Genomic DNA, 13,957 nt, shown 5'->3' with positions numbered 1-13,957 from the left:
ACCGGCACGCCGTGGTTGTGCGACGGTGGAACATGCGCAAGTACGTGATCTTCGGCGTCCAGGGCAGCGGCAAGGGCACCCAGGCCCTGCGCCTCGCCAAGGACCTCGATCTGGTGCACATCAGCGTCGGCGACATCTTCCGCTGGCACGTCCAGAACCACACCAAGCTCGGCGCCCAGGTGCGGCGCACCATGGCTGCGGGCGAGCTGGTCGGCGACGACCTGGTCGAGGGCGTCGTCCAGGACCGGCTCGACCAGCATGACTGGAACTACGGGTTCGTCATCGACGGCTTCCCGCGCAACGCCCGGCAGGCGGAGTTCTTCCTGGAGAGCTACGACATCGACTCGGTCATCCATCTGGACCTTCCCGACAGCGAGGTCCGCCGCCGCGTTCTGGCCCGGCGCCTGTGCTCGCGGTGCGGGCTGGACTACAACCTGATCTCGACGCGGCCCAAGGAGGAGGGCCGGTGCGACGTGTGCGGCGGCGAGCTGGTCGCGCGCGAGGACGACACTGAGGAGGCCCTGGCCGAGCGCCTGCGCATCTACCACGAGAAGACCGACCCGGTGCTGGAGATCTTCCGGCGCAAGGAGTTCGTGGTGAGGGTGGACGCGCGCGCGGACATCGCGACGGTACAGCGCGACCTGCGGAAGCAGCTCCACCTGCCCCCACCACTTGAACGCCTTGAAGACCACCCTGGCCGCGGACGCTGAAGGCACACGCCCTGGCGCGCTGGTGACCTTGTCCGCGGGCTCACGCCTGGGGCAGATCCAGCAACGCGGCCAGCGCCGCACGGTGCCTGTCGGGAGTGCCGAACGCGAGGGAGATGCTCTTGGCCCGCTTCAGGTACAGGTGCGCGGGATGCTCCCACGTGAACCCGATGCCGCCGTGCATCTGGACGCACTCCTCCGCCGCCCTCACCGCGACGGCCGAGCAGTGTGCCTGGGCGACGGCCACCGCGATCTCGGTGTCGGGGTCGCCTGCGGCGACGCAGTCCGCGGCGTAGCGCGCGACGGCGCGAGCCTGCGTGATCGAGGTCCACAGGTCGGCGAGCCGGTGCTTCAGCCCCTGGTACGAGCCGACGGGACGGCCGAACTGGAAGCGCGTCTTCAGATGGTCGACCGTGGTCTCCAGGCAGCGTTCGGCGAGGCCCAGCTGCTCGGACGCAAGCAACGCCGCGCCCGTGAGGAGCGCCGTTCGCACGGCACGGGCAGCCGCCTCCCCTGCCGCGATCTGCCGGGCCGGGACGTCGGCGAGCGCGATGTCGCAGAGCCTGCGGGTCATGTCGAGCGAGGTCACCGCCGTCCGGCGGGCGTCGGCCGCGTCCACCGCGTAGAGACCGTCCTGCGCGGGCACCAGCAGGACGTCGGCGGCGAGGCCGTCGGCGACGCTGGTGATGGCGCCGGTCAGCCTGCCGTCCGCGGCCTGTGCGCCGTCGCGCATCGCGACGCCGGGGGCCGTGGTGAACGGCACGGCAAGGACGGCGATCTTCTCGCCGGCGGCCAGCTCGGTGAGCAGGTCGCGCTCCCCGGCGGCCATGAGGGCGGCCGTCGCGAGCACGGCGCTGCCCAGGAACGGCACGGGCGCGACGGCCCGGCCGAGCTCCTCCATCGTCACCGCGGTCTCGCGCCAGGTCGCGCCCGCGCCGCCCTGCTCCTCGGGGACCGGCAGTCCGGCGCAGCCCAACTCGGCGGCCACCGCACGCCAGAGTTTGGCGTCGTACGGCTCCTCCCGTTCGGTCCCGGCGAGCACGTCGCCCCAGGGGCACTTGTCGTCGAGCAGGCCGCGCAGACCCGCGCGCAGGTCGTTCTCGATCTCGCTGTACAGCAGGTCGCTCACTTGGGGAGGTCCTTCCACGCCACGTCCTTGTCGACCCGGATCTCGCCCGGGAGCCCGAGCACGCGCTCGGCGATGATGTTGCGCAGGATCTCCGAGGTGCCGCCCTCGATGGAGTTGCCCTTGGCGCGCAGGTAGCGGTAGCCGGGCGAGCGCCGGGTGAAGTCCACCTCGGTCGGGCGGCGCATCGTCCAGTCGTCGTAGCGCAGCCCGTCCTCGCCGAGCAGTTCGAGCTCCAGGCCGGAGACCTCCTGGTTGAGCTTGGCGAACGCGAGCTTGGCCGCTGAGCCCTCAGGGCCGGGCTGGCCCGCGGTGAGCTGCTGGCGGAGCCGCTCACCGGTGAGGCGCGCCGCCTCGGTCTCGACCCACGCGCGCAGCAGCGCGTCGTGCAACCCGGCCGTGCGCAGCTCCGGTCGCTCCCGCCACAGCTTGGCGACCACGCCGATCATGCCGCTCTCCCGGGGCGTGGCGGCGCCGCCGATGGCGACCCGCTCGTTCATCAGCGTGGTGGTGGAGACCTGCCAGCCCTGGCCGACCTCGCCGAGGCGGTGCTCGTCGGGGATCGCGACGTCGGTCAGGAATACCTCGTTGAACTCGGCCTCGCCGGTGATCTGCCGCAGCGGCCGCACCTCGACGCCGGGCGCGGTCATGTCGCAGACGAAGTAGGTCATGCCGCGGTGCTTGGGCACATCCGGGTCGGTGCGGGTGACGAGGATCGCCCAGCGGGCCTCGTGGGCCATGGAGGTCCACACCTTCTGCCCGTTGACGATCCACCGGTCGCCGTCGCGGACCGCCCGGGTGCCGAGGGCCGCGAGGTCGGACCCGGCGCCCGGCTCGCTGAAGAGCTGGCACCAGACCTCCTCACCCGTCCACAGCGGGCGGAGGAATCTGCGCTTCTGCTCCTCGGTGCCGAACGCGAGGATCGTCGGCGCCGCCATGCCCAGCCCGATGCCGTTGCGCTCGGGCTGGTTGCGGGGCGCCTTCGCCGCCGCGAACCGCGCGTCCACGGCGGGCTGCAGGGCGCGCGGGGCGCCGAGGCCGCCGTGTCCCACCGGGTAGTGCACCCAGGCGAGACCCGCGTCGTACCGCGCCCGCAGGAACTCCAGCGGCTCCATGGTCGCGGGATCGTGGGCGGCGAGGAACTCATCGACCCGCGCCCGCAGGTCGTCGGCGTCGGGGAGTGCTGTGCTCACGTACGGACCTCCACATACCAACCGGTCGGTATGGGCCACCTTAGGAAGCCCGGGGCGAGCCCGTCAACAGCCGGGATCAGGTGAGCTGAGCTGGAAGGTCGGCCCGATGGAGCACGGTGAGCGTGCTGACGGCACGGGTGAGGACGACATAGAGGCGCGCAAGCCCCCGTTCCTCGGCGGCCACGATCGCCGCGGGCTCGGCGACGATCACGTGGTCGTACTCCAGTCCCTTGGCCAGGGACGCCGGGACGATCAGCACCCGCTCGTCCGCGGCGGCCTGCGGGCCGAGCAGATCGTGCGCCAGGCCCGCCTCGGACAGGGTCGCCACGTACCCGGGAACGGCGTCGTCCGGCACGATCAGGCCGATCGAGCCCTCGCGCGCCAGCGCGGCCTTCACGGCTTCGGCGACACCGGCGCCGAGCTCCGGAACGCGCCGCACGGTCAGCGCGCCCGCCCCCGGCCGCAGCGAGCGCGGCACCGCGAGCTCCGGCGCCACGTGGGGCAGGAGCCGGGCCGCGAAGTCCAGCACCGAACCGGGGACGCGGAAGCCGAGCGTCAGCTCGGTGACCTCGCCCTCCTGGCCGAGGTGGCGCAGCACGTCCTCCCAGGAACGCGCGGACCAGGCGGTGGTGCCCTGCGCGAGATCGCCCAGCACCGTCGCCGACCCGGTGCCGCAGCGGCGGCCCAGCGCGCGCAGTTGCATCTCCGACAGGTCCTGGGCTTCGTCCACCACGAGATGCCCCAGCGACGGCGTTCGCTCGATCAGGTCGTTGAGCTCGTCCAGCAGCGCGCGGTCGGCCGCGGTCCACTTGGCCGAACGGTGTGATCGGGCAGGCTTGGCCCACCCGATCGCCGCCTGCTCCTCGTCGGTGAGCACGCCCCCGGCCGCGGCCCGGAGCTCCGCCGGATCCGACAGCAGCCGGAAGAGCACCTGCTCGGCGGTGACCTTGGGCCAGACCTGGTCGAGGAGCTGCTTCACCGGCTTGGAACGGGCGACCTGGTCCTGCACCCGGTCGTCAGGTGCCTCGCCGCGTTCCTCCATCCGGACGAGGATCTGGTGCGCGAGCCGCTGGGCGAACGAGGTGCGGCCGTTGCCGTACCGCATGGTCCCGCGAAGCGCCGCTGCGATCTCACGGACCTCGTGCTCGGCGAGCCGGAAGCGGCTCGCGCCGCGCGTGACGACCAGGCCCTCCTCCGGCTTGCGCAGATGGCGCCAGAGCGCCTTGCGCAGCACGTCCGCCATCCGGGCGTCACCCTTGACGGCCGCGACCGCCGCGGGCTCGGTGGCCGTGGGCTCGCCGAGCAGGTCGTCGATGGTGGCCTGGTCGACCTGGACCTCGCCGAGGGCGGGCAGCACGGCGGAGATGTAGGCGAGGAACGCGCGGTTGGGGCCGACGATCAGCACTCCGGACCGGGCCAGCCGCTCCCGATGCGTGAACAGCAGATACGCGGCACGATGCAGGCCGACCGCCGTCTTGCCGGTGCCCGGCGCACCCTGGACGCACACGGTCGCCGCCAGGCCGGCGCGGACGATCACGTCCTGCTCGGGCTGGATGGTGGCGACGATGTCGCGCATCGGCCCGGTGCGCGGCCGCTCGATCTCCTCGGTCAGAATCTGCGAGGGGCCCAGGGCGCGGCCGTCGAGGGGCTCGTCCTCGAACGCGGTCAGCTCGCCGCCGTTGAAACCGAACCGGCGGCGCCTGCGCCATCCCATCGGGTCGGCCGGTCCCGCCTGGTAGAACGCCCGCGACACCGGTGCCCGCCAGTCCAGGACCAGCGGGCGGCCCTCGTCGCCGTCGTGGATGTGCCGCCGCCCCACGTACATCGTCGCGGGCAGGTCGCTGCCGGAGTCATCGTGGTCCATCCGGCCGAAGAACAGCGGGGCGTCGGGATGGTCGGCGAGGGCGGCGACGCGCAGCTCCAGCTGCGATTCCAGGATCTGCTTGGACACCCAGTCCGCGGCCACGTCGGCGGAGAGCGCCGCGGTGTGCTCGCGCATCCGGCGCAGCGCCGCGCGCGACTCGGCCAGGTGCGCCCGTTCGGCGGCGAGGGTCTGCGCTTCAGTGATCTCTTGTTCGGCTTCGATGATCTCGTGTTCGGCTTCGGTGATCTCGTGTTCGGCGGTGGGCATGCGAGCAGACCTCCGGACGAGGGGTGGCTGAGGGCGAACCGAACAGCTTACCGGTCTCCGAGGCCCGCGTACGTCAGGGCAGCCGGGGCAGCCGGCGGCCGTAGAGCCAGGACGCGAACAGGGCCTCGGTCGTTTGCGAGGCGTGCCGTTCCGCCAGCCGGGTGAACTCCTCGGTCGTCACCGTGCCGTGCCGGTGTTCGGCCGTCCACTCCCGCAACATCGGGAAGAAGCGGCCCTCCCCCATCGTCCGCCGCAGCGTGTGCAGGGTGAGTGCCCCGCGCTTGTAGACGCGGTCGTCGAAGATCCGCTCTACGCCGGGATCGGCCAGGACGAGGTCCTGGGGCTGTTCGGCAAGGCGCCTGTGCCAGCGCAGCGCGTGCTCGTCGGCGGAGTCGCCCCCGGAGGCCTCCGACCACAGCCACTCGGCGTAGGTGGCGAAGCCCTCGTGCAGCCAGATGTCACGCCAGCGCGCCAGGGTCAGGCTGTTGCCGAACCACTGGTGGGCCAGCTCGTGCGCGACCAGGCGCTCGGCGCCGCGCCGCCCGTCCACGTGGTTGGTCCCGAAGATCGACATGCCCTGGGCCTCAACCGGGATCTCCAGCTCGTCGTCGGCGACCACGACGGTGTACGCGCCGAACGGGTAGGGCCCGAACCGTTCCTCGAACGCCGCGATCATTTCGGCCTGGCGCCCGAAGTCATTCCGGATCCGGCTGGCCGCCCGGCTCGGGTAGGCGAGGCGCTGCGGTGGTCGGCCGTGAATCTCGGTGGTCTGGTAACGGCCGATCTGGACGCTCGCCAGGTAGGGCGCCATCGGCTCGTCCTGCTCGTACACCCAGGTGGTGCTGGCCCCGGAACGGCTCCGCCCGGTCTCGCGGCCGTTGGCGACGACGTGGTAGGCGGACGCGGTGGTCACCGAGATCCGGAAGGAGGCCTTGTGGTCGGCGCGGTCGTTGCAGGGGAACCACGACGGCGCGCCGATCGGCTGCCCGGCCACGAGCGACCCGTCGGTGAGCTGCTCCCAGCCGAGCCCGCCCCACGGGCTGGACACCGGGCGCGGGTTGCCGGTGTAGCGGACCTCGACGGTGAACCGCTGGCCGCTGCCGAGCGGCCGCGGCGGCGTGACGTGGAGCTTGTCCCGCCGGTGCCGGAAACGCCCGGGTTTGCCGTCGACCAGGATCTTGCCGATGCGGAACGGTCCAAGGTCGAGGTCGAACCGCACCAGCGGCGCGGTGGCGACCGCCGACAGGCGCGCGGTGCCGCTCAGCCGGTTGGGCCCCACCCGGTAGTCGAGCTCCAGGTCGTAGTGGCCGACCCGGTAGCCGTCGTCGCCGTGCCCGGGAAAGTAGGTGCACCGCTCGATGCCCGGAGCATCCTCGATCATGACGCGTTCACTGCGGTTGGAGTCCTCCGGGGTCGAGCTCGTCGGCGTGCCGCTCCTCAGCACGCCTCTCCTCAGCGCGCGCCAGGCCATGCGGCGATCGGGTTGCCGAGCCACCGGGTGCCGGCGGGCAGCTGCTCGCCGCGCATCACCAGGGACGCGGGTCCGACCGTGGTGTCCGCCCCGAGGCGCGCAGCAGGGAGGACGACACCGTTCGAGCCTAGCGTCGCACCCCGGTCCAGCACGACCGTGTCGATGCTCATGATCCGGTCATGGAAGAGGTGAGTCTGCAGGACACAGCCCTGGTTGACGGTGGCGCCGTCGCCGAGCCGCACGAGGTCGGCCTCGGGCAGCCAGTACGTGCCGCACCAGACACCGCGGCCAATGCGGGCGCCGAGCGAGCGGAGCCAGAGGTTCAATGGCGCGGTGCCGAGCCACGGTTCGGCGAACCAGGGGGCGGCGAGCACCTCGACGAAGTTGTCGGCCAGCTCGTTGCGCCAGACGAACGAGCTCCACAGCGGCCGCTCACCGGCCTTGATCCGGCCGACCACGGCCCACTTGGCCGCCGTCGCCATCGTGGCCGCGAGCACTCCGGCGGCGATGGCCACCGCGCCGCCGAGCAGGGCGGCGGCTCCGAACCCGTACGAGCCCGCGAGCCATTCCAAGGCGGCCACGGCCAGCACGCCGACGGCGACCGTGAGCATGGCGGGAATGATCCGGCAGAGCTCCACGGCGGCACGCGCGGCCTTGAGCCTCTGCGGCGGCCGGTAGGTACGGGATTGGTCGCCCGCGCCGACCGTGCGGTGCAGCTTGACCGGCGGCATGCCCAAGTAGGAAGACCCGGCCTTGGCCTTTTTGGGAGCGGCCGACAGGACGCCGATCAGCCCGCCCTTGGGCACCTTGCGGCCGGGGGCGGTCATCCCGGAGTTGCCGAGGAACGCACGCTTGCCGATGCGGGCCCGGGCGATCCGCATCCGGCCGCCGCCCAGCTCGTAGGGCGCCACCATCGTGTCGTCGGCGAGGAACGCGCCGTCGTTGACCGTGGTCATGGAGGGCAGGGCCAGCACCGTGGACAGCTCGACGTCCCGGCCGACCTTCATCCCCAAGGCGCGCAGCCAGGCGGGCGTGAGGATGCTGGCGTACAGCGGGAACAACCACACGCGCGCCATTCCCATCAACCTGCTGGTCGCCCACACCTGCCAGGCCTGGCGGCTGTGCACGGGATGGTCGCCCTCGTGCAGCCCGAGGGAGAGCAGCCGGACCGACACCAGAGTGGCGAGCGCGAAGGTTCCCATGCCCGCGAGGGTGGCGAGGGGCACACCGGCGAGCGCGGCCGTGAGCGCCTCACCCAGCGTTGTCGTGCCGCGTACGAACGCGCCGAGCACGGCCAACCCGGGGACCGCCGCGATCAGCGGGAGCATGCTCAGCAGCAGCGCGGACGTGCCGTACAGCGCCGCCCACCGGCGCCGCCGCGCCGGCGGCTCGCCCTCATGGGGACGCGCCTTGCCCCTGCGCACGGCGGGCGCACCGGCCCAGCGCTGCCCGGCGGGGACCCGGCCGGTCACCGCCGAACCGGCCGCCACGCGCGCGTTCTTACCGATCCGGGTGCCGGGGAACAGCACGGCGCGGGCGCCGACCGTGGCGCCGGGGCCGACGCGGATCTCACCGATCCGCAGCAGGTCGCCGTCCAGCCAGTGGCCGCTCAGATCCACCTCGGGATCGATCGCGGCGTTGCGCCCGACCCTGAGCATCCCGGTGATGGGTGGCGGTGAGTGCAGGTCGACGCCGGGGCCGATCTGGGCGCCGAGCGCGCGGGCGTACAGCGTGAACCACGGCGCACCTGACAACTCCGCGGCGCCGAGCCGCGCGGCGAGCTGCTCGGCGGTCCAGAGCCGCAGGTGCACGGATCCGCCGCGCGGGTGGTCGCCGGGCTCGACGCCGCGCAGGAGCAGCCGTGCCCCGGCTGCCGACAGGCACATCCGCCCGGCGGGCGTCACGAACAGCAGCCCGCCTGCGAGCACCCACCACCAGGACACCGCCGGCGTCCACGGCAGGCCCACTACGTTGTTGAACGCGGCGAGGCCGACCACCCAGCGCATCGTGCCGAGCGTGAGCAGCGGGATCATCAGCAGGGTCTGGCGCAGCGCGGCACGCCTCGGCATGGGCCTGACCGTCCGGTCGGAGACGGCGCTTTCGGACGCGTCCTCGACCTCGGTCGCACCGAGATGACCGGCGAGCGCGCGGAGTGAGGGGTGCTCGTAGATGTCGCCGACCGCCACCGACGGATGGTGCGGACGCAGGGCGGACACGAGCTGCGCCGCGCCCAGGCTGCTGCCGCCGAGGGCGAAGAAGTCGGCGTCGGGGCCGCCAGGGGCATCGCCGAGGATCTCCGCCCAGCGTGCGGCCAGCCATTGCTCCGCGCCGGTCATGGGCGCCGCGGACCCGGCCGTGTCGGCATCGCCGCTGCCGGGCAGCGGCCATGGCAGCGCGTCGCGATCGACCTTGCCGGAGGTACGGGTGGGCAGTGTCTCGACACGTGCGAGCCGCGGGATCAGCGAAGCGGGCAGTGCCTCCCGCAGGCGTTCGCGCGCCGTCGCCTCGTCGAAGTCCTCGCCCGGAACGAGATAGCCGACGAGGAGCTGGTGCCCGGCCCCGGTCGCGCGCACGGCGGCCGCGGCGCCGGTGACGCCGGGCAGGGCCTGCAGCGCGGCGTCGATCTCGCCGAGTTCGATGCGGCGGCCGCCCAGCTTGATCTGCTCGTCGGCGCGGCCGACGAAGACCAGGCCCTCGGGGTCGGCGCGCACCAGGTCGCCGCTGCGGTAGGCGCGGTCCCAGCCCAGCGCGGGCAGCGGCGCGTACTTCTCGGCGTCCTTGGCCGGGTCGAGATAGCGGGCCAGGCCGACACCGCCGATGACCAGCTCACCGGTCTCCCCGAAGGGCACCGGCTCGCCGCCGGAGTCCACGACCGCGAGGTCCCAGCCGTCGAGCGGCAGGCCGATCCGTACCGGGCTGTCACCGCCGAGAGGGGCGGCGCACGCCACCACGGTGGCCTCGGTCGGGCCGTAGGTGTTCCACACCTGGCGGCCGGAAACGGCCAGGCGGGCGGCGAGCTCGGGCGGGCAGGCCTCCCCGCCGAAGATCAGCAGGCGGATGCCGTCCAGGGTCTCCACCGGCCAGAGCGCGGCCAGCGTGGGCACGGTCGACACGACGGTGATGCCACGTCCGGCCAGCCAGGGTCCGAGGTCCATGCCGGTGCGCACCAGCGACCGCGGCGCGGGGACCAGGCAGGCGCCGTGCCGCCAGGCGAGCCACATCTCCTCGCAGGAGGCGTCGAACGCCACCGAGAGCCCGGCCAGCACGCGGTCGGACTCGGTGGCCGGGAAGAGCCGGGCCTCGGCGTCGACGAACGCCGCCGCGCTGCGGTGGGTGACGGCCACGCCCTTGGGCTTTCCGGTCGAACCCGACGTGAAGATGATCCACGCGTCGTCGTCCGGGCCGGGCCGCCCGGTGCGGCCGCCGGGCGTGCCGAGGATCGTGATGGCGCGGCCGTCGCCGATGACGGCGCAGACTCCGGCTTCGCCGAAGACCAGCGCGGCTCGTTCGTCCGGGTCGTCGGCGTCCACGGGAACGTAGGCGGAGCCGGCGGTGAGCACGCCCAGGATCGCCACGTACAGGTCGACGGTGCCCGAGGGCACGCGGACGCCGACGCGGTCGCCGGGGCCGATCCCGGCCTGCTCCAGCTCCTTGGCCATGCGGTCGGCCTCGGCGCGCATGCCGTCGTAGTCGAGGCGGGTGGCGCCGTCGTCGAGCGCGGGCGCGTACGGATGCCGCAGCGTCGTGGCGTCGAGGATGTCCAGCAGCGTGCGTGGTGGCGGTGCGCCACCAGGCGAGCGGAACACGGCGCTCGAAGGCGCGTCGGCGAGAATCGGACGCAAGCTCTCCCCCGGTGTCGAGGCGACATAAGCAGCGGTGGCCGCCCCACTGCGGCACCCTCGGTCGCGCCCCGGTCATGCCCGGGGGGCCGTGCCGCTCGGCCACAGCGGTGGCGCACCTCGCGCCACCGGGGATACCAGCGATCCCCGCAGCCGCCGGCCGCCCGGACGGTTCCCGTCCGGCCGCGGTCAGCCTGCCACAAGCTCGACACTCTACTCGATGGGGGCGAACACGAACGGTGGCGGGCACTCCGCCAGGAATCTCCCTGACGGAGGGCCCGCCACCGGATGCGCGCGAAACCTCAGGTCAGCGGCGGCGCGCCACGTCGTACGCGGCGGCGCCGATCAGTTCCAGCGACACCTGGAGCCGCTGGAGGCTGACGTTGCCCCGGACGGTGTCCTCGGGCGTGTGATAGACCGGCTCCAGCTGGGCCGGGGACTCGCCACCGCGCCAGCTGAAGTTGCCCGCCGCGACGCCCTTCTCGAAGAAGGCCTCGTGGTCGCTCGAACCGCGGGCGACCGGGCCCTTGGTCTGGCCGACGTAGCCGAGCCGCTTGGCGGCCTCCAGCACGGCGGTCGTGGTGGTGTTGGCGTTGCCGTCCACCGACAGCAGCCAGTAGGTGCCCGCCGGCGGGTGGCTGGTGGCGACCATGTCGTTCTGGAACACGCCGGTGATCTGCTTGAGCTCCTCGGCGCTGAGCTTGCTCACGTAGTAACGGGCGCCGACCAGGCCGAGCTCCTCCGCGCCCCACAGGCAGATCCGGATGTTCTGCTGGGTGGGCAGGCGCTTCAGCACCCGCGCCAGCTCCATGGACAGCACGGTGCCGCTGCCGTCGTCGTTGCCGCCGGGCGACCCGGGCACGCTGTCGTAGTGGCCGCTGACGATGACCGTCTTGCCCTCGGGGTTGGGGAAGGTGGCCTTGCGGTCGGCGATGACGTTGTACGAGGTCAGGTTGGTGTGCTTGGTGACCTCGAGGGTGAAGCGCCGGACGCCGGAGCGCAGCTGCGTGCCGTGGTACTCGGCCAGGACCAGCACCGGGACGGGCACGTACTCGGCGAACACGATGTTGAGCGACTGGGCCTTGCGCTCGGGGTAGGTGGTCGAGCGCACGTTCTGGATCAGGACGGCCTTGGCGCCCTTGGCGACGGCGGCCTTGGCCTGGACGAGCTCCTTGCCGGCGACCCGGTTGAAGAGCGCGATCTTGCCGGTCAGGTCGGCGGTGACCTCGGTGGCGTCCTTGAGGTCGACCACCTCGCCCTTGACGCGGCCGGTGGCGGCGTTGAGCACGGCCCAGCTCTGCCAGTGCTCGCGGCGGCCCTTCACCTCCACGCGCATCTCGGCGAGGTTCTTGTCGGGCACCGGAAGCGGCTGGAGCTGGACCTTGTAGCCCAGGTCGCGCAGCACTCCCGCGGCGTAGCGGGCGGCGCGGTGCTCGCCTCGGGTGCCGGCCACACGCCAGCCGATCTCGTCGCTGAGCACCTTCAGGTGCTTGAGCGCGCGGCGCGCGTCGACACGGGCGACCACGGCCTTGTCGCCGGTGGTCAGCGAGGGCGGCAGGGCGGCGCCGGGGCGCTGCCGGGTCGTCGCGGCGGCCGTGCCGGGCAGCAGGCCCACGGTGGCGAAGCCCGCGAAGGCCGCGGCTCCGGCCAGCAGGTCGCGGCGGTTGACCTCGGACATGGCGTCTCCTCCGGGGGAGTAAGGGCAGGCCTGCATGCCCGAACCCGGACCCGGATCGACGGGCGGGACGGTCGACGCTGACCTGCCGGGGACGTTCAGGGGCACCCCGTTTGCGGTGAACTTACGAAATGTCCCGTTCATCAGGCAAGATCGCCTACGCCTGTGCAACCGAAACGTGATCAACTTGATCGCCCCGGCCCGGCGCCTGGAACCGCTGGGAAGACCTCGGGATTGACGCAGTGCTGGGGTAGTTCGCCCCTTCGCAACCGCTCGATGTCGGCGGCCACGAGCTGCGCCTGGTCGGCCTCGGCGTCGAAGGTCGCCCCGCCTATGTGCGGCGTCAGCACCACGTTCGGCAGCCCCGCCAGCGGATGCGAGGGCTCACCGGAGTCGAGTCCGGCCCCCGCCAAGCTGCCCGAGGACAGCGCGCTCGCCAGGGCGCCGGTGTCGTGCAGCTCGGCCCGTGCGGTGTTGAGGAACACCGCGCCGTCCTTCATGATCTCGAACTGCCGGTCCCCGATCATCCCGTGGGTCTCCTCGGTGAGCGCCGCGTGCATCGACACCACATCGGCGACGTTGAGCAGCTCCGGCAGCTTGTGCGTCGCACCCTCCGCGTAGGGGTCGCACGCGACGACCCGCATGCCGAGGCCGTCCATCCGCCACCACACGGCCCGGCCGACCGCGCCCAGGCCCACGATGCCGAACGTCCGCCCCGCCAGTTGCCACGCCCTGTGCCGCTGGTACGGGGTGACTCCCCCGGCGTAAACCGATCCCTCCCGTACCGACCGGTCGGCCGCCACGACTCCCCGCGCGACCGCGAAGAGCAGCGCGACCGTGAGCTCGGCGACCGCGTCCGCACCCTTCCCGGGGGTGCAGAGCACCGGAATCCCCCGAGCGGTCGCCGCCGCGACGTCCACGTTCCCCGGGTCGCTCCGGGTGACCGCGACCAGCTCCAGGGGATGGTCGAACACCGGCCCGGCGACCTCGTCCGCCTCGGCCACCAGGATCGTGGCGCCGGTCTCGGCAAGCCCGCGCGCGACGTCGGCGGCCGGGCGGAGCCGGAAGGGCCGCTGCTCCGCCGCGGGTTCGTACGCGGGCTCGTAGACCACGTCCGCCAGCTCGTTCAGCAGCTCCCAGCCCGGTCCCCGCATGGGCGCGAGCACCAGCGCCCGCCCTTTCCGCTCCGCCATGCCCTCCCCTTTCGCTCCACGGCGCCCCCTTTCGCTCCGCGACGTCCCCTTTCTCACCCATAGAAGCCGGGGGAAACCGAGATCGGATCTTTGGGGGACATGGCCCCGTCCTGCGAGCCCCGTCCGGGTCACTCCGAGCCCTTGTCTTGACTCATTCAAGAAAATGGGCTTACCTGTCTGCCGTGGCCATGACCTCGGACTTCCAGGAGCTGCTGCGCGGCGCCGCGCTGCGGGTGACCCGCCCTCGGGTCGCCGTGCTGGGCGCCGTGTACGCGAATCCGCACGCCGACACGGACTTGATCATCCGTGCCGTGCGCGAGGGTCTTCCGAAGGTCTCCCACCAGGCCGTCTACGACTCGCTGCACACGCTGACGGACGCGGGGCTGCTGCGCCGCATCCAGCCGTCCGGCTCCGTGGCCCGCTATGAGTCTCGCGTCGGGGACAACCACCACCACGTCGTATGCCGGTCGTGCGGTGTCGTCGCCGACGTCGACTGCGCGGTCGGGGAGGCGCCCTGCCTGACCGCGTCCGACGACCAGAGCTTCTCGATCGACGAGGCCGAGGTCACCTACTGGGGCCTGTGCCCCGACTGTTCGAGCACCCGCAGTTCCTGAGCTCACCC

9 protein-coding genes are annotated in these 13,957 nt (G+C 72.7%); 2 read left to right on the top strand and 7 right to left on the bottom strand.

What is annotated here, in order from left to right:
- The first annotated feature begins 32 nt into the window (after positions 1-32).
- Entirely contained in the window at positions 33-710 is a 678-nt protein-coding gene (locus tag F8566_RS03300) for an adenylate kinase family protein (protein WP_151557734.1), read from the top strand.
- A gap of 40 nt (positions 711-750) precedes the next feature.
- Here F8566_RS03300 and F8566_RS03295 read toward each other — a convergent pair whose 3' ends face one another.
- The 7 genes from F8566_RS03295 to F8566_RS03265 all read right to left on the bottom strand — a co-directional run bounded on the left by F8566_RS03295 (position 751) and on the right by F8566_RS03265 (position 13,335).
- A complete protein-coding gene (locus F8566_RS03295; protein ID WP_151557732.1) occupies positions 751-1,836 on the bottom strand; it encodes an acyl-CoA dehydrogenase family protein in 1,086 nt (361 codons plus the stop codon).
- Positions 1,833-3,026 carry an acyl-CoA dehydrogenase family protein gene (locus F8566_RS03290; RefSeq protein WP_151557730.1) on the bottom strand — a complete coding sequence of 398 codons (1,194 nt, stop codon included), beginning with the start codon at positions 3,024-3,026 and terminating at the stop codon, positions 1,833-1,835. The genes F8566_RS03295 and F8566_RS03290 overlap by 4 nt, the downstream gene beginning before the upstream one ends.
- Before the next feature lie 76 nt (positions 3,027-3,102).
- Positions 3,103-5,157, bottom strand: a complete 2,055-nt coding sequence (locus F8566_RS03285) for a HelD family protein (RefSeq protein ID WP_151557728.1) — start codon at positions 5,155-5,157, stop codon at positions 3,103-3,105.
- 73 nt (positions 5,158-5,230) lie between these two features.
- Entirely contained in the window at positions 5,231-6,601 is a 1,371-nt protein-coding gene (locus tag F8566_RS03280; protein WP_225992814.1) for a M1 family metallopeptidase, read from the bottom strand.
- A gap of 8 nt (positions 6,602-6,609) precedes the next feature.
- Positions 6,610-10,470: a Pls/PosA family non-ribosomal peptide synthetase gene (locus tag F8566_RS03275; RefSeq protein ID WP_151557726.1), complete on the bottom strand. Its 3,861-nt coding sequence runs from the start codon at positions 10,468-10,470 to the stop codon at positions 6,610-6,612.
- A 304-nt stretch (positions 10,471-10,774) separates the two neighbouring features.
- Positions 10,775-12,145, bottom strand: coding sequence for a M28 family peptidase (locus tag F8566_RS03270; protein ID WP_151557725.1), 1,371 nt, complete (start codon positions 12,143-12,145; stop codon positions 10,775-10,777).
- A gap of 179 nt (positions 12,146-12,324) precedes the next feature.
- Positions 12,325-13,335, bottom strand: coding sequence for an NAD(P)-dependent oxidoreductase (locus tag F8566_RS03265; RefSeq protein WP_151557723.1), 1,011 nt, complete (start codon positions 13,333-13,335; stop codon positions 12,325-12,327).
- Between the two features lie 188 nt (positions 13,336-13,523).
- Here F8566_RS03265 and F8566_RS03260 point away from each other — a divergent pair, with 188 nt between their 5' ends.
- Entirely contained in the window at positions 13,524-13,949 is a 426-nt protein-coding gene (locus tag F8566_RS03260) for a Fur family transcriptional regulator (protein WP_151557991.1), read from the top strand.
- Positions 13,950-13,957: the final 8 nt, after the last annotated feature.

It is taken from the genome of Actinomadura rudentiformis, from assembly GCF_008923185.1.
In the GTDB taxonomy this organism is placed as follows: domain Bacteria; phylum Actinomycetota; class Actinomycetes; order Streptosporangiales; family Streptosporangiaceae; genus Spirillospora; species Spirillospora rudentiformis.
Note: the sequence above shows the minus strand (reverse complement) of the source record. Positions and strands in the feature narration are given on the sequence as shown.